Annotated in this window: 19 protein-coding genes; 10 read left to right on the top strand and 9 right to left on the bottom strand. The window is 67.4% G+C overall.

Annotation, left to right across the window (positions count from 1 at the left end; all coding sequences use genetic code 11):
• The first annotated feature begins 2 nt into the window (after window positions 1-2).
• From ABWL39_RS10335 to sctT, 9 genes are read left to right on the top strand one after another with little or no spacing between them, the layout of a single operon-like run.
• Window positions 3-1,325, top strand: coding sequence for a FliI/YscN family ATPase (locus tag ABWL39_RS10335; RefSeq protein WP_367790117.1), 1,323 nt, complete (start codon window positions 3-5; stop codon window positions 1,323-1,325).
• The gene (locus ABWL39_RS10330) at window positions 1,322-1,795 is read left to right on the top strand and encodes a hypothetical protein (protein WP_367790114.1); all 474 of its coding nucleotides are present in this window, start codon (window positions 1,322-1,324) and stop codon (window positions 1,793-1,795) included. Before ABWL39_RS10335 ends, ABWL39_RS10330 begins: the two co-directional genes overlap by 4 nt.
• Complete coding sequence (locus ABWL39_RS10325; RefSeq protein ID WP_367790112.1) at window positions 1,792-2,613, top strand: hypothetical protein; 822 nt, start codon at window positions 1,792-1,794, stop codon at window positions 2,611-2,613. The genes ABWL39_RS10330 and ABWL39_RS10325 overlap by 4 nt, the downstream gene beginning before the upstream one ends.
• Complete coding sequence (locus ABWL39_RS10320; protein WP_367790110.1) at window positions 2,610-3,710, top strand: sensor histidine kinase; 1,101 nt, start codon at window positions 2,610-2,612, stop codon at window positions 3,708-3,710. The genes ABWL39_RS10325 and ABWL39_RS10320 overlap by 4 nt, the downstream gene beginning before the upstream one ends.
• Window positions 3,707-4,288, top strand: coding sequence for a response regulator transcription factor (locus tag ABWL39_RS10315; protein WP_367790107.1), 582 nt, complete (start codon window positions 3,707-3,709; stop codon window positions 4,286-4,288). Before ABWL39_RS10320 ends, ABWL39_RS10315 begins: the two co-directional genes overlap by 4 nt.
• Window positions 4,285-5,319 carry a FliM/FliN family flagellar motor switch protein gene (locus tag ABWL39_RS10310; RefSeq protein WP_367790104.1) on the top strand — a complete coding sequence of 345 codons (1,035 nt, stop codon included), beginning with the start codon at window positions 4,285-4,287 and terminating at the stop codon, window positions 5,317-5,319. Before ABWL39_RS10315 ends, ABWL39_RS10310 begins: the two co-directional genes overlap by 4 nt.
• Window positions 5,319-5,975, top strand: a complete 657-nt coding sequence (sctR, locus tag ABWL39_RS10305; protein WP_367790101.1) for a type III secretion system export apparatus subunit SctR — start codon at window positions 5,319-5,321, stop codon at window positions 5,973-5,975. Before ABWL39_RS10310 ends, sctR begins: the two co-directional genes overlap by 1 nt.
• 31 nt (window positions 5,976-6,006) lie before the next feature.
• Window positions 6,007-6,276, top strand: coding sequence for a type III secretion system export apparatus subunit SctS (sctS, locus tag ABWL39_RS10300; RefSeq protein WP_367790097.1), 270 nt, complete (start codon window positions 6,007-6,009; stop codon window positions 6,274-6,276).
• Window positions 6,273-7,070: a type III secretion system export apparatus subunit SctT gene (gene sctT / locus ABWL39_RS10295; RefSeq protein ID WP_367790094.1), complete on the top strand. Its 798-nt coding sequence runs from the start codon at window positions 6,273-6,275 to the stop codon at window positions 7,068-7,070. Before sctS ends, sctT begins: the two co-directional genes overlap by 4 nt.
• Before the next feature lie 157 nt (window positions 7,071-7,227).
• On the opposite strand, the gene ABWL39_RS10290 is transcribed toward sctT, so the two are convergent.
• From ABWL39_RS10290 to ABWL39_RS10250, 9 genes are all read right to left on the bottom strand, one after another.
• Window positions 7,228-7,500: a hypothetical protein gene (locus ABWL39_RS10290; RefSeq protein ID WP_367790091.1), complete on the bottom strand. Its 273-nt coding sequence runs from the start codon at window positions 7,498-7,500 to the stop codon at window positions 7,228-7,230.
• Window positions 7,501-8,090: 590 nt separating this feature from the next.
• Window positions 8,091-8,339, bottom strand: coding sequence for a hypothetical protein (locus ABWL39_RS10285; protein WP_367790058.1), 249 nt, complete (start codon window positions 8,337-8,339; stop codon window positions 8,091-8,093).
• A gap of 128 nt (window positions 8,340-8,467) precedes the next feature.
• Complete coding sequence (locus tag ABWL39_RS10280; RefSeq protein ID WP_367790089.1) at window positions 8,468-8,803, bottom strand: YceK/YidQ family lipoprotein; 336 nt, start codon at window positions 8,801-8,803, stop codon at window positions 8,468-8,470.
• The gene (sctU, locus tag ABWL39_RS10275; protein WP_367790087.1) at window positions 8,800-9,927 is read right to left on the bottom strand and encodes a type III secretion system export apparatus subunit SctU; all 1,128 of its coding nucleotides are present in this window, start codon (window positions 9,925-9,927) and stop codon (window positions 8,800-8,802) included. The genes ABWL39_RS10280 and sctU overlap by 4 nt, the downstream gene beginning before the upstream one ends.
• Window positions 9,924-10,595, bottom strand: coding sequence for a hypothetical protein (locus ABWL39_RS10270; protein ID WP_367790084.1), 672 nt, complete (start codon window positions 10,593-10,595; stop codon window positions 9,924-9,926). Before ABWL39_RS10270 ends, sctU begins: the two co-directional genes overlap by 4 nt.
• Window positions 10,592-10,819 (bottom strand): hypothetical protein, encoded by a 228-nt coding sequence (locus ABWL39_RS10265; RefSeq protein WP_367790081.1) that lies wholly within the window; start codon window positions 10,817-10,819, stop codon window positions 10,592-10,594. The genes ABWL39_RS10270 and ABWL39_RS10265 overlap by 4 nt, the downstream gene beginning before the upstream one ends.
• Window positions 10,820-10,991: 172 nt before the next feature.
• Window positions 10,992-11,576, bottom strand: coding sequence for a hypothetical protein (locus tag ABWL39_RS10260; RefSeq protein ID WP_367790078.1), 585 nt, complete (start codon window positions 11,574-11,576; stop codon window positions 10,992-10,994).
• 14 nt (window positions 11,577-11,590) lie between these two features.
• Window positions 11,591-13,099: a LysM peptidoglycan-binding domain-containing protein gene (locus ABWL39_RS10255; protein ID WP_367790075.1), complete on the bottom strand. Its 1,509-nt coding sequence runs from the start codon at window positions 13,097-13,099 to the stop codon at window positions 11,591-11,593.
• A 156-nt stretch (window positions 13,100-13,255) separates the two neighbouring features.
• Window positions 13,256-14,086 carry a DUF1521 domain-containing protein gene (locus ABWL39_RS10250; RefSeq protein ID WP_367790073.1) on the bottom strand — a complete coding sequence of 277 codons (831 nt, stop codon included), beginning with the start codon at window positions 14,084-14,086 and terminating at the stop codon, window positions 13,256-13,258.
• A gap of 318 nt (window positions 14,087-14,404) precedes the next feature.
• Here ABWL39_RS10250 and ABWL39_RS10245 point away from each other — a divergent pair, with 318 nt between their 5' ends.
• Window positions 14,405-15,121, top strand: coding sequence for a hypothetical protein (locus tag ABWL39_RS10245; RefSeq protein WP_367790071.1), 717 nt, complete (start codon window positions 14,405-14,407; stop codon window positions 15,119-15,121).
• Window positions 15,122-15,171: the final 50 nt, after the last annotated feature.

Genomic DNA, 15,171 nt, shown 5'->3' with positions numbered 1-15,171 from the left:
ACATGCGCAACGATCTCGCGAATACCGTGCTGTCGCTGGAAGCGAGCCTGCGCGAGGCCGACACGCTGGCCGTGGTGGGCCGCGTGCAGGCCGCGCAGGGCACGCTGATCCGCGCCAGCGGCGTGCGTGCCCGCGTGGGCGAGTTGTGCCGGCTGGAAGACCCGGCCTCGGGCGCCACGCTCGATGCCGAGGTGGTCGGGCTCGCCAGCGGCCAGGTGCTGCTGACGCCGCTGGGCCATCTGCAGGGCCTGTCGTCGGAAACCCGCGTGCACGCCACCGGCCGCACCCAGACCTTTCCGGCCGGCGCGGCGCTGCTCGGCCGCGTGCTCGATGCCAACGGCGCGCCGCTCGACGGCCGCCCGGCACCGCAGGCCGAATGCCAGGTGCCGCTGTACAACGACCCGCCGAGCCCGCTCGAACGCCAACCGGTGACGCGGCCATTCGCTACCGGCATCCGCGTGGTCGACAGCCTGCTGACCTGCGGCGAGGGCCAGCGGCTCGGCATCTTCGCCGCGGCCGGCGGCGGCAAGAGCACCACGCTTGGCATGCTTGCGCGCGGTGCCTCGGCCGACGTCAACGTGATCGCGCTGGTGGGCGAGCGCGGGCGCGAGGTCGGCGAGTTCCTGCATGATGCCCTGGGCGAGCAGGGCCTCAAGCGCTCGGTGGTGATCGTGTCGACCTCGGACCGGCCGGCACTCGAACGTGCGCGCGCCACCTACGCCGCCACCGCGGTGGCCGAGTATTTCCGCGACCAGGGCAAGCGCGTGCTGCTGATGATCGACTCGGTCACGCGGTTTGCGCGCGCACTGCGCGACGTGGGCCTCGCGGTGGGCGAGCCGCCGACGCGGCGCGGCTTTCCGCCCTCGGTGTTCTCGGCGCTGCCGCAGGTTTTCGAGCGCGCCGGCAACGGCGCACGCGGCTCGATCACGGCCTTCTACTCGGTGCTGATGGACGACGACGACCAGGCCGACCCGATCGCCGAGGAGACCCGCTCGATTCTCGATGGCCACGTCTATCTGTCGCGCAAGCTCGGCAACGCCAACCACTATCCGGCGGTAGACGTGCTGGCCAGTGCCTCGCGCCTGTTCAACCGGCTCGCCCCGCCGCAGCATCGCGACGATGCCGAGCGTGCGCGGCGCCTGCTGGCGAAGTACCAGTCCATCGAGCTGCTGGTGCAGCTCGGCGAATACCAGCCCGGCAGCGATGCCGAAGCCGACGAGGCGATCGCACGCCGCCCGGCGCTGCTCGCGCACCTGCGCCAGCGTGCCGAGGATGTCGTGGCCTACGAGGCCGCGCTCGCCTCGCTGCGGGGGGCCCTATCATGAAACCTTGGCAACTGTTGCCGCTGCAGCGTCTGCGCGAACACCGCGTGCAGGCCGCCGAGCGCACGCTGGCCCAGGCCCGGCGCGAGGTGGCGCTGGCGCGCGAGGCGGTGTCGCGGGTCGAGCGCGAGATCGATGTGCTCGAATCCAACTACCGGCATCTGCAGCAGCAGCCGCTCGAAACCCGCAGCGCCCGCAATCTGCAAAGCCGCGAGCAGCGGCTCGAAGCGGCGCGCCGCGTGCTCGATGCGGCCGGCCAGCGGCTGGTGAAGGCGCGCGAGCAGGTGACGGCGGCGCAGGCGCAGGAGGCGGTGGCGCGCGGCGAGCTCAACACGGCGCGGCGCAAGATGGAGAGCCTGCAGGTGCGGCATCGGGCGTGGCAGCGGCAGCAGGATGTGGCAGAGGCGCTGGACGAAGAGGCCGAGCTCGAAGACCGCGTGCTCGCCGAGCGCGCGCGGGAGCCGCAGACATGATCTCGCTGCTGGCCCTGGGCGAGCGGCCGCAACTGCCCGGCCGGGAGACGATGCCGGCGCGCGACATGGCTGCCTGGCGGGCGCTGCTTGGTGGCGCCGAGCCCGCGCCCGGTCACGAATCCGCCCCGCAGCCGGCGATGCCACACACGGCATCGGCTGCCGACGCGCGCCCCGCTGCTTCACCCGCAGAGCTGGCGCTGCCGGGCCAGGATGGCGGCACCGACACGCCGCCGACCGTGGCGCCCAGACCGGCCGCCGCCCCCGCCATGTCGGCCGATGCAGCGCCCAGCGCCGGGCCCGGCGCGGCTCACCCAACCGTTGTCACGGCGCCAGCCACGAAACCCGCCGCGCCGGCACTGAAGGCGGGCCAGCTCGCCCAGCGCTCGACATACGCCATGGCGCAGCGTGCCCACCGGCGCGACGAGGCACCCGACGGCGGCATCGCGCCGCTCCAGCCTTTACCGCTGACCGCGCTGGCCGCGTCGCCGCAGGCCCACGCCGCGCCCCCGCTGCCGCCCGCCGAGATGCTGATGGCGGCGGTCGAACGCATGCTGATTGCCGAGCCCGATCGCGACGGCCAGCAGCGCGTGCACCTGACGCTGTCCGCCGACTGGTTCGGCGAGACCGCGCTGACGCTGACGCGCGAAGCCGGCGGCTGGCACCTCGACATCGCCACTGCCTCGCCGCGCGTCGCTGCCAGCCTGCGCCAGGCCAGCACCGAGCTCGCCGGGCGTTTCGCCGCGCGTGGCCTGGGCCGGCTCAACAGCGAGATCCGCACCACTGCCTTATGGGACATCCTGGAGGAGCCGTCACGATGACGCCGCAAGCCAACCGCACCGCTCAAACGCTGGTCTTTCCCGAGCGCCGCCGCGTCGCCGACAGTACTGCCATGCTGGTGTCGCTGCTCGATACGCTGGTGTGCGTGCTGGAGCCCGCCACGGGCCGCGTGCGCTACCGCAATCCGGCTTTCGACGCGGTGTTCGCGGCCGCCGGCGAGGCCGGTTTTCTCGAATGGATAGAAGAGCAGCTCGGCGCCGCCGCCTTCGACGAGGAGGTGCAGCTCGACCTGCGCTACCTGCCGGCCGACCGCTGGTTGCGCGTACACGCGCAGGACGTGCTGTGGCAGGGCGAGCCGGCGCGGCTGTTCACGCTGACCGACATCAGCGATCGTGTCGATATCGAGCGCCACCGTCAGGTCAACCAGCAGCGGCTGTTCTTCGCCACGCGCGACATGTCGGTCGGCGAGATGAGCTCGGTGCTCGCGCATGAGCTCAAGCACCCGCTCGCCACCATCATCAACCTGGTCGCCGGCATCGAGCGCCGCATCAAGCAGACGCAGGCCAGCGGCGAGATGCTGCAGGCGCTGGCGCTGACACGGCTGCAGGCCGAGCGTGCCAATGCCATCATCGCCCGCGTGCGCGAGTTCGTGCGCCGTCGCGAGCCCCGCCGCGAGCCGCTCGACGTGGCCACGCTGATTCGTGGCGTGACGCGGCTGATGGCGCTCGACACCGCCGCCCACCGCGTGCGCGTCACGCTCGACATCGAGCGTGAGCTGCCATGGCCGCTGGCCGACAGCGTGATGGTCGAGCAGGTGCTGCTCAACCTGATCAAGAACGCGATCGAGGCCATGGCCGACGCGCCCCTGCATGCGCGCTTCCTGCGGCTCGTGGCGCTGCGCGCCGAAGATGGCCTGGTGCGCGTGAGCGTGATCGACAGCGGCGCCGGCATTGGCCCCGAGGCGCAGGAGCGGCTGTTCAACCCGTTCTACAGCACCAAGGCAGAGGGCCTGGGCATCGGCCTCGCGCTGTGCCGCTCGCTGATCGAATACCACGGCGGCATGCTGACCTTCGACAACAACGCCGATGTGGGCTGTGCCTTCAGCTTCACGCTACCGTGCGCGACGGAGGCGGCATGACGGGGCGCGTCTACCTGGTCGACGACGACGACGACTTCCGCTTCTCGCTGGTGTTCCTGCTCGAAGGCGAGGGCTATGCGGTCGAGGCTTTTGCGTCGGCCGAGTGCTTTCTGGCCGCGAGCCTGCCGGCGGGCCCGGCCTGCCTGCTGTCCGACATCCGCATGCCGGGCATGAGCGGGCTGCAGCTGCAGGACGAGCTGGCGAAGCGCAAGCTGGCGCTGCCGCTGGTGTTCATGACCGCGCACGGTGACGTGCCGATGGCGGTCGAGGCGATGCGCAAGGGCGCCAGCCATTTCCTTGAAAAGCCGTTCTCCGACCAGCACATTCTCGACATCATCCGCGATGCGCTGGCGCCCGAGGCCGAGCCCGACCCGGTGGCCGGGCGCATCGCCGCGCTGTCGCTGCGCGAGCGCCAGCTGCTCGACCGCGTGGTGGCCGGCAAGCTCAACAAGACCATCGCCGACGAGCTCGACATCAGCATCAAGACCGTCGAGCTGCACCGCGCGCGCATGATGGACAAGATGCAGGCGCGCTCGCTCGCCGAGCTGATCCGCATGACGGCGAGGCACCTCGCATGAACGCGCCCGCGATGCCAAGCCCGGCCTGGTGGGCGGCGCTGCCCGCACTCGATGAAGCCGCCTGCGGCTGGCGCAACGCGCTGCTGCGACGGGACGCGACCCCATTCACCGACGAGCACGGCGAGCGCTACAGCTGGCGCTGGCAGGCCGCCGCCGCCCAGGCCGGCGCGTGGATGGCGCTGCGGGCCGACGCCCGGCATGCCTGGCTGCGCGTCGACCAGTGCCACGGCTTTGCCGGCTGCCCGGCGCACGGCTGGTGGGCGTTGGCTGGCTGGGCGCGGCAACTGGCCTGGGCGGTCGAGTACGCGCCGCTCGTCGATGGCCTGCGCGCCGCACTGGGCCTCGATGTCGAGCCGCTTGTCGATGCCGCCGGGCCCATGCTCGCGCCGGCGGACGACGACTGGCTGGCGGGCTTCAGCGTCGAGCACCACGGCCGCGTCGTCGCGCGTGGCGTGCTGGCCTGGCCCGCGCGCCAGAGCTGGCCCGATCTGCCCGCCGTGCCGCCCGTGCTGGATGGCATGGACGACCTGCCCATGCCGTTCTCGATCGAGCTCGATAGCCAGATGCTGAGCGCCGCCGAGCTGTCGGCGCTGGGTCCCGGCGCCGTCTTGCTGCTGCCCGGCCGCGAGCTTGCCACGCGCGAGCACGCCGTGCTGTGCCTGGGCGAGCAGCGGCTGGCACTGCGCCTCGATGGCGGCCGCCTGGTGATCGGCCACGCGATTTCCCATCTACAACAGGAGACCCCCATGTTCCACGATACCGTGTCCGACGACCCGGCGCTGGCCGGCGTGAGCCCGCTCGCACCGCTGATCGACACCGCCCAGCTGCCGGTGCGGCTCAGCGTCGAGCTGGCCGGCCTCGACCTGCCCCTGTCCGAGCTTGCCGGGCTGCAGCCGGGCCTGGTCATCGACCTGGGCCGGCCGCTCGATCAGGCCGAGCTGCTGGTGCGCGCCAATGGCCGTCCGGTGGCGCGCGGCGAGCTGGTGCGGCTCGGCGACTGGCTTGGCGTGCGCATTACGGACAAGGCCTGATGGAGCTCGGCAATCTCTCGCCGGGGCTGATTCTCGCCACGGTCGTCGGCCTCGCGCTGATCCCCTACATCGCCGTGATGGTGACCTCGTTCACCAAGCTGGTCGTCGTGTTCAGCCTGTTGCGCAACGCGCTCGGCCTGCAGCAGACGCCGCCGAACATGGTGCTCAACGGGCTCGCCATCATCCTGTCGATCTACGTGATGTACCCGGTCGGGCTCAAGATGTCGGCGATCGCCAAGGAGCAGGGCCTGGGCGGCAAGATGGAGCTTTCCAGCCTGATGAACGCGGTGGACCAGGCCAAGGAGCCGCTGCGCGACTTCATGATCCGCCACACTGCCGACGCCGAGCGCCGCTTTTTCCTGAAAACCGCGCAGCGCCTGCTGGAGGAGCAGGACCGCGCGCTGCTGAGCGACCGCGACCTGATCGTGGTGGTGCCGGCGTTCACCGTGAGCGAGCTCACCGCGGCGTTCCAGATCGGTTTCCTGATCTTTCTGCCCTTCCTGATCATCGATCTCGTCGTATCGAACATCCTGCAGGCCATGGGCATGATGATGCTGTCGCCGACCACGATCTCGATGCCGTTCAAGCTCCTGCTGGTGGTGGTGCTCGACGGCTGGTCTAAGATCGTGCACGGCCTGGTGCTGACCTACCGATGAGCGCCGCCCCCTTGCCGCAGGAGACCGGCCGATGATCTCCAACGAAGTCGTCCAGCTCACGCGCGAGGCGCTGTGGATCGTGCTCGTGCTGTCGGGGCCGCCCATCATCGTGGCCTCGGCCGTGGGCCTCATCATGGCCATCATCCAGGCGGTCACGCAGATCCAGGAACAGACGCTGTTGTACGCGGTGAAATTCTTCGCCATCGTGGTCACGCTGCTGGCCACGGCCTCGCTGCTTGGCGGCACGCTGTACCAGTTCTCGGACAGGCTGCTGACCGATTTCCCGAGGATGGTGCGGTGAACGATTGGCAGGTGCTGCAGGCCGGCGTGATGGGCTTCGCGCTCGCCGTGCCGCGGCTGGCGGCGGCCTTCATGGTGCTGCCCTTGCTGACGCAGGAGACGCTGCCGGCCATGACGCGCAACATCTTTCTGGTGGCGCTGGCGCTGATCGTCTACCCGCTGATCGCACGCACGATCCAGGTCGGCGATCTCGCCGGGCTCGCGCTGGTGCCGGTGGTGCTGAAGGAGCTGTTCCTCGGCGTGGTGATGGGCTACAGCTTCAGCATCGTGTTCTGGGCCATCGAGACGGCCGGCCAGATGATCGACACCAAGGTCGGCACCACCACCGCGCAGATCGCCGACCCGATCGCCGGCCACCAGGTGTCGCTGACGTCGGCCTTCATGTCGCGCTTCGCCTCGTGGCTGTTCGTGTCGTCGGGCGGGCTGATGGTCTTTCTCGAACTGCTGCTGACGAGCTACCGCGTGTGGCCCGTGGCCAGCCCGTTGCCCGAGCTCACGCGCGCCGGCGAGCTGTTCTTCATCGAGCGCTTCGACCACCTGCTCGTGCTGTCGCTGCTGCTCGCGGCGCCGGCGCTGGTGGTGATGAGCATCGTCGACCTGGCGCTGGGCCTCGTCAACCGCTTCGCCCAGCAGCTCAACGTGTTCTCGCTGTCGATGCCGATCAAGGCCTGGTTCAGCCTGTGGATCGTGATGCTGGGGCTGGGGACGGTAGTGCAGTTCGTTGCGGATCATGTCGCCGACAATCGCGGGCTGCTGGGCAGCCTGCAGCAGGTGTTGCCGCCGGCACCACGCTGAGCGCGCTGATCGTCGTTTTGCCGGCGCCAGCCCCGGATTCCGCCTGGCGGCTGCATCCGGGCTACGGCCCGGCGCCGCACCGCCACCGCCGGGCTGAACGCGGGCGATAAAAAACCCAGTGCCGATGCACCGGGTTGGGTCATGCGCGAGGCGCTAACTACTTCTGGGCGTCAGGCGCCGGTTTGGCCTGCGTGGCTGGCGCAGAAGGGATGGCTGGTGCCGCCGGTGCTGCTTCGGCGGGCTGCTTCTCACCCTTCTTGTGGCTTACCTTGTTGCAGTCCTGGCTGTCCTTCTTGTGCGCCTTCGCTGCCGGTTTGGCCGCCTGTTCGGTAACGGATTGGGTGTCGGTCGCTGAGTTGCCGGCAGCAACGGCCGAGAACGACGCCGCGGCAAAGGCGGCGGTGATCAGGGTTGCAAGCAGTTTTTTCATGATGGACTCCATATCATTACGATGGGGCAACAGTACGGATCGCCTGGATGGCGTACTGCTGTAGTGTTCACCCTACGCCCCTGGCCATGAACATGGACTGAATACCCTGACGGCCAGCGGGGGATCACCGCTCCCGGCGCCTGGGTGCGAGGTAGCCGGGGGGGGGTAGTACGCGTCAGGCAAGATTGAGGTAGCGGCAGTGGGGCACAGCGGCGTTTCGAGCCGATAGGGAGGGGGCCGGCCCTGGATTCCGCCTGGCGGCTGCATCCAGGCTACAGCATGGCCGCCATCGCCACGCTGAGTGGTATTAACGATGCGTGCCGGCCCCGTATCGTCGATCGACGCCGGTAGCCCGGATGGCGCGCAGTGGAATCCGGGATGGGCGGTGATCGGGGTGCCCGGTACTGAATGCCCTGGGGCCGTGACCATGCCGGCCCTGGATTGCGCTGGGCAAAGGCATCCAGGCTGTAACGCGATTGCCCGCGATCTGCTGCCAGACGCCCAAACGACAACAAGCCCGGTGTGTAGGCACCGGGCTTGTTGTTTGCCCTTGCGCGGAACGGAGGGCCCCCGCGCGCTGGCGTGAAACCTTATTGCTTCTTGGCGTCAGCGGCCGGCTTGGCAGCTTCGGCAGGCTTCGCTTCTTCCTTCTTCTCTTCTTTCTTCTCAGCCTTCTTGGCTACCTTCTTGTGTGCCTTCTTGGCCGGCTTGGCCGCTTGTTCGGCAGCGGGCTTGGCTTCGTTAGCCTTGGCATCGGCAGCCGGTGCGTCAGCGGCCACGGCGGAGAAGGAAACAGCGGCAAAAGCGGAAGCGATCAGGGCAGCGAGCAGTTTGTTCATGGTTGACTCCAGGTCGGTAATGGTTGGCATCAGCGCGGGCTGCCGGGATGGCGTCCTGCTGTGGTGCCCACGATAAGCCGCGGCCGATGAACGAAAACTGAACTGCCGCGCAGCTTGCTGTGGCGCGATCACTGTGCCTGGCGCTTGAGCATGACATTGCCGTGGCTGGCCTGCTGGTAAAGCGTGTAGGGCAGTATCACGGTATCGGCGGCGAGGCTCAGCGGCGCATCGAGCAGATAGAGCAGGCTCGCGGTGTTCTGCCCGATTTCGCCCGGCCGGGCCAGCAGGCTGGCGCACATGTCGTAGCTGAAGCCGCTGTAGAGGCTCGGCACGGCTTCGCAATGGCTGCGCCGGGCGCCGTCGAGTGAGGCCGCCTCCAGCCTTGCGTTGGGGGGCGCCGTCTGGATCGTGCCGCAAGCACAGACGGCGAGCAGGCCGCAGGCTGACAGAAAATGCTTCATCATGACTTCCCTTCCGTTTGCGGATGGCCCGGCAGCGGCATCTCCACCGTGCCGTCATGCCCGGCCCGCAGCTCGCCGCGCCGCACCTGGTCGGCCCAGCGCAGGATTTCGGCGATCGCCTCGAAGGTGTCGGCCGGCACGTAGTCGTCGAGCGCGACGCGTTCGTTGAGATCGCGTGCCAGCGGCACGTTGCGCAGGATGGGCACGCCGGCCTTCTCGGCTTCCTCGCGCATGCGCAGCGCCATGTCGTCCTCGCCCTTGGCGGTGACGATGGGCACCAGCGTCTCGCCGGGCTCGTAGTACAGCGCAATGGCGATGTGGGTGGGGTTGACCACCAGCGCACGGGCCTTGCGCACCGCTGCCAGGCTGTTCTGGTTGGCCCATTCCTGATGCAGCTGCCGGCGCTGCTGCTTGATCATCGGGTCGCCTTCCTGCTCCTTCATTTCCTGCTTGATGTCGCGCCGGCTCATCTTCAGCTTCTTGAGCCAGGAGAAGCGCTGGTAGCCGATGTCGCCGAGCGAGACGAGCAGGAACACGAACACCGTCCAGCTGCCGAGCTTGAAGATCAGCCTGCCCATCGCCGTGGCGACATCGCCGGCGCTGCCCTGCGGCAGGGCCATGATCTGCGGCAGGTTCTGCTTGATGACGGTCCAGCCGATGGCGAGCAGCACGGCAGTCTTGAGGATGGCCTTGGCGACCTCGAACAGGTTGTCCATCGAGAACATGCGCTTGAAGCCCGAGGCCGGGTTGATATGTGAGGCGTCGGGCTTGATCTTCTTGAATGCGAGCAGCGCGCCGACCTGGAAGAAATCACCGAGCACGCCGAACACCATGGCGATCAGCAGCAGCGGCAGCGATACCGACAGCAGCGTCCACAACGAGGCCTCGCCGACCTGCGCCATGCCGGCGAGGCCCGGATGGGCGACCGCCGCCGCCGCCGTGTCGAACAGCGTGGCGAAACGCCTGGCCGCATAGTTCGACAGCGTGGCGAAGCTCAGCAGCCAGGCCAGCACCACCAGCGTGCTGGTCAGCTCCTTGCTCTTGGCAACGTTGCCGTCCTTGCGCGCATCCTTGATCTTCTTCTGCGTGGGCAGCTCTGTCTTGTCGCCGGCATCTTCCTGGCTCACGGCGCCACCCCGGCATCGGCGATTGCCTGTTGCACCACCTCGAACGGCACCGGGCTGCGGTCGGGGTGCAGCAGCAGCGTGGCGACCCGGGCGGGCGCCAGGCCTACGCCCCAGGCCAGCGCCAGCGCGCGCAGGCGCGAGCGGGTCGCCTCGTTGACACTGCCGTCGGGCAGCGTCGCGGCATCGTTGAGCAGCTTGTCGCGGTACAGCGCGCAGGCCTGCGGGTCGGCGGCCATCACCGCCAGGCACTGCGTCAGCGCGCGCTCGAAGGTGGCGGCGTCGAGCTGCGGCCGGTCGGTGGTCTGGCTATACCAGGCGCACAGATAGGCGACCGGGTCGAGCTTGCGCCGCCCCATCGCGCCGAACAGGCCGCGCGTGAAACCCGGTGCATCGGCTTCGCCCCAGCCGTTGAGCGGCCCGGCCGGCGTGGCGCCGGCACGTAGCAGATCGCCCATGGCGCGCGCGAGCTGGCGCTTGGCGGCCTGATCACGGCTCTCGCCGACGATGCAGAACAGCTTGATGAACAGCGGGAAGCAGCCCGGCCCCATGTCGGCGGCCACGCGCGCGAGCAAGGCCGCCGCCTGGCCGCGTGCGTCGAGCACGGCCAGCGCCGCCGCCAGCCGGCGCGCGGAATCGAGCAGGGCGGGGGCGGCGAGGACCTCGCTCATCCCGCCTGCAATGGCGCCAGTACCCACTGCGCAGCGAGCGCGACGTCGGCCGGCACATTGGCCTGCAGCATGCGCAATTCGCCAGCCTGGCCGCGCCAGACATCGGTCGCGAGCAGACGGTTCATCGCCGTGGCATCGTGGGCCAGCTGCGATAAGGGCGTGGCGGCAATCCCGCCGAACGCCCCAAGCGGGGCCGCCGCGCCCAGATTGGCAGAGCGGATCATGGTCAAGACTCCAGAAACAGAAGGGTCGGCCACTGTTGCGACCGTTGCTGGCTATTGAACCGCGTCTTGCCCCTGTCGGACAATCTAGGGCGCACCCTAGCGGGCTGCAGGCCAGTACTGACGCGGCTTCCAGCCCGGCTGTAGCGGGCGCCGGGCGCGGCCCCCAGCCGGCTCACTTGTCCGGCGCGGCGGGCGTGATCTCCTCGGCGAACGGCACGATCTCTTCGAACACATTGCTGCCGCCGTAGGCCGAGAACTGCAGCTTTTCCATCAGCGCCACGTCGTGCCTGGGCGGCGTAAGCCGGCCGTTGGCGTAGACGAAGCGGACGTTGTTCTTGATCGCGATCACGCTGCGCTGCTTGCCCCACGAGGCCCAGTGGTAGTCGTTGCAGGCATGACGCACGCCGAAGCGGAAGACGCGTGGCTGGGTCGTGCTGAGGTCGAGCAGGAACAGGTTTTCGGTGCAGTGCGTGCGGGGTGAGCTGGCGGATGACAGCACATAGAGCCGTTTGCTGTCATCCCGCGTTTCGCGGCCGATCGGGTACGGGCCCTGAAGCAGCAATTGCCCATCCAGCTCCCATCTATCGATGGTGGGGAACTCCGCATCGGTGCACCGCAGGCGCCGCAGCACACCGTTTGCCGTGGGTAGCGCATCGTCTTGCCGGCATACCGGGGCCGCTTGCGCCGGATCATGGGCTGCCAGGGCGGCCAACAGCAATACCCAAGCCCCTGGCAGGCCACGGATGGATGCTTTCAATTTCAGTGCCAGCATCACTGCTTGGGCTTTCCTATGGCTTGGCCACCCACTCTGGCCAGAATGTCGTTCAAATCTGGGCTCTCCTTGACATCGCCAAATCGTTCAAGCCGGATCTTGCTGTCAATGTAGCCACCGAGCCACTTCCGATAGGCAAGTTGCACGTCCCCGCTGGCATCATCAATCATCTTGTTGGCTTCCGATGAACCCACCTGCTGCGCAAAAATCGACTTCAAGCGCGCCTCCGACGAGGCGAACCGGCCCTTGGGCATCTCATCCAGCGTGCCCTGGATGAAGCGCGGGCCGTTGCCCTCGCCCTCATGATGCATCAGGTACATCAGCTTGGCACGTTCGCCGGCGCTCAGGCCGTCGAGCTTGAAGCCGGCCTTGTCGAGCAGGGCGAGATTGCGTGCGCCGTAGTCGGCCGCGGCATTGATCGACCACCCGGCATCAAAGCGCTGGGCCAGCAGCGCCTGCACGTTCGCGTCGTGGAGATGGCGTTTGGCGAAGGGCTCGCTCGTGGTCTTGCCGTCCGCGAGCACGAATTGCGGGTGCTGGCGGCCCTTGGCGTCCTGTTCCATACGCACCCAGCCGTGTTCCATGGCCTTCTGGTTGAGGAAGGTGCCCGGGCGCATCGCCTCGTTGAGCCAGGTCCCCTTGAGGAACTGCGTCAGCCCGGCGGCACCGCTGGCGTTGTGCGAGCTTGCGTCCCACACCTGCACCTTTTGCATCGCGGGCTTGCCGTGCTTGTCGAGCAGCGGCGTGCCATTGGCCTTCATGAGCGGCACGCGCAAGGTTTTCTTGCCGGCCTCGGCGTCGATCACGGCGGCCAGCGCTTCCGGCGTCGTGCCGGTGCGTGCGGCGGCGGCGCGGATGGTGGCTTCGAGCGCCTGATTGTTGCCAAGCCGCAAGGTGCCGGCCGGTGTGGGCTTGGCGGCTGGCAGCGGTTGGCGTGCCGGGGTGGCCGCTGCCGGCGGCTGCACCGGCCTGGCGGCCGGGGCCTGTAATTTGTCCATGGCATGGCGGGCGTCGCGGGCGAGGGCCTGCAACTGCCGCTGTGCCTGGTCGAGGCCATGCGTTACCGCATCCCTTACCTGTTTGAGCGGCGGTGCGGGCGTAGTGCTGGCCGCTGGCGCGGCAGCGGGATGCTGGTGTTGCGTCGGCGGCAGGCTCAGCACGTCACCCGGATAAATCCGCTCGAAACGGTCGGCCTTGAGCTGCGGGTTGGCGGCCTCCAGCTCCCTGACCGAGAGGCCTTGCCGCTTGGCGATGTCCCATAGGGTGTCGCCCTGCTTCACCGTGTAAGGCGCTCCGTGCGGCGCCGCCTGCGGCAGCCGGATGGCCTGGCCGACCGCCAGGCGGTCGAGGTCGCGCAGCTGCGGGTTGGCGCTGGCCACGCTGGCGAGCGAGACGCCGTGCATCGCGGCGATACCGGACAGTGTGTCGCCGTGCTGCACGGTGTACAGGTCATCGCTGCCACGGCCGCGTGCGGTGGCGGAAGAGGGATTGAGGCTGACGTTGTGCATGGCGGAGCTCCAGGGCCGAGGGCAGGCCGACGATGTCGATGCCGTGATTCAAGCGAAAATGGCGGCCGGCAACAATCTAGGGCGCACCCTAGCGGCCGTTGTCCATGAAAAAAGCACGCACCGGGCGAGTGCCCGGCGCGCTCAGGGAAAAGCAGATCAGCGGTTGAATACGGCGCGCAGATCGGCGATCTGGCCCAGGTCGCGCGTCATGATCAGCGCGAACGCGGCAAAGTCATTGTTCTGCGCCTGCGGCTGCATGATGTGCATGTCAGGGCGCGGCCGGTGGACGGGCTTGTCCTGCGGCGTGTTCTGGCTTTGCTGCAGGCCTTGCATGAAACCCTGCATGAAGCCGCCGAAGAACGAGATCGAGAGCAGGCTCGACAGCTGCTTGAAGGCATCGGCGTACTTGTCCTTGAGCGCGCCGCCTTTCTGCAGGTCGGTCTCGTTGATGTATTGCTGGTTCACCTCGCGCACATGGCCGTTATCGTCCACGGCGACGAAGCCCTTGCCCGTCGGGTTTTCGTAGAGCTGGTTGCCGTCGTCCACCTGGGCATCCATCAGCCAGCCGTTGGCCGTGGTTTCGTTGAACTGGAGATCGCCGCGCGTCTTGGTGTCCACGCCCGACACCTGTACGCCGTAGTCGCCGTTGGTGATGGTGACCTTGGACGCGAGCGTCATGCCATTGCCGGCATCGGTGGTGTTGATCGTCAGCTTGGTGCCGTCGTCGAGGTTGAAGCTGGTGGTGCCCCAGAAATCGAAGGCGTGCTGGCCGTCGACGTTCACGTGCGGGTCGCCATGCACCAGGTAGTCTTCACCGGTCTTCTTGTTGTGGATGTGGACGGTATTGTCGTCGCCCATGTCGATCTTGTAGTTGTCGTTCTGGAACACCGCCCGACCATTTTCCATGCGGGTGCTGGCGTTGGTCGGGTTGCTTGGCGTGGTGTTGCCGATCACGGCGACGGCGGCGAAGCCTACGGCTGCGGTCATCTTATATCTCCTGAAGCAGATTGATAATTTCACTAAAAGAAAAAATATTTTCCAGAAACTGCCTGGGCAATCGCTATTACGGAGCGGATTAAAGCCGTATTTCGGCATCTGCATAAGCTAGGGCGCGCCCCATATAGGGTAGGCCCTAGCTAGGGCACGCCCTAGATTGTGACTGCTCTGCAAAAAGTCTGTAATGCGAACCGTCGCTGCCGGACCGTGTTGAAGCCAGCTAAATCAGCTTGTTAGACAAATTACCGCCGGCGAAACAACTTGAGATGACATTGTGATTTGTTTTAACCTGAATAAAGGAGCAACAAAATGTTTCAAATCGCAGCTGCAGCAGTAGGTCTTCTGGGTGGTGGCGGTGCTGCTGGTGGTCTGGGCGGCATTTTCGGCAGCCTGATGGGCAACTTCGGCATGAACATCTTGGGCCAGGCTGTCGGCAACGCGCTGGGTCAAGGTGTGGGCAATGCGGTGAAGGATGCCGTGAAGCAGCTGATCCAGCATGCAGGCATGCCGCAGCAGGTTGCCGGCCAGATCCAGCAGATCGTCGACAAGGCACTGCAAGGCGTTCTGCAGCAGGTTGGCCAACAGGCTCAAGGCGCGGTCGATCAGCAAATCGAGAGCACCATCAAGCAGTTTGTGGACCAGCTGTCGCAAGAGATCTTCAAGAAGGTCCGCGAGGGTGCCCAAGCCGCAGGTGCGGGTGGTACCGCTGGCGCGGCAGGTGCTGGTGCAGCCGGCGCAGCGGGTGGTGCTGCCGGTGGTGCGGCTGCGGGCGGTATGAGCTGGTTTGTGCAGATCGCCATGGCGCTGGGTGAGTCGGCCGACAAGCAGATGGGCAAGGTCAAGGGCCTGGCTGATCAGCTGAACGCTGCTGTTGGCGGTACGGGTTCTGAAGCAGACAAGAAATTCAATGCCCTGGGCTCGCAACTGAATGCCGAATCCAAGGTACTGGACATGCTGACCAGCACCATGAACAACGCCGTCAACTCGATCGGTGATGCGCTGAAGAATGCTGCCAAGCATCAGTAAGCCTGGCTGAAGCAATACGTGTGTTGAGGCTCCACCTAGGTGGAGCCTTT

Origin of the sequence: Chitinivorax sp. PXF-14, from assembly GCF_040812015.1 — a bacterium.
Classification (GTDB): Bacteria; Pseudomonadota; Gammaproteobacteria; order Burkholderiales; family SCOH01; genus JBFNXJ01.
This window is presented reverse-complemented; position numbering and strand designations above follow the sequence as displayed.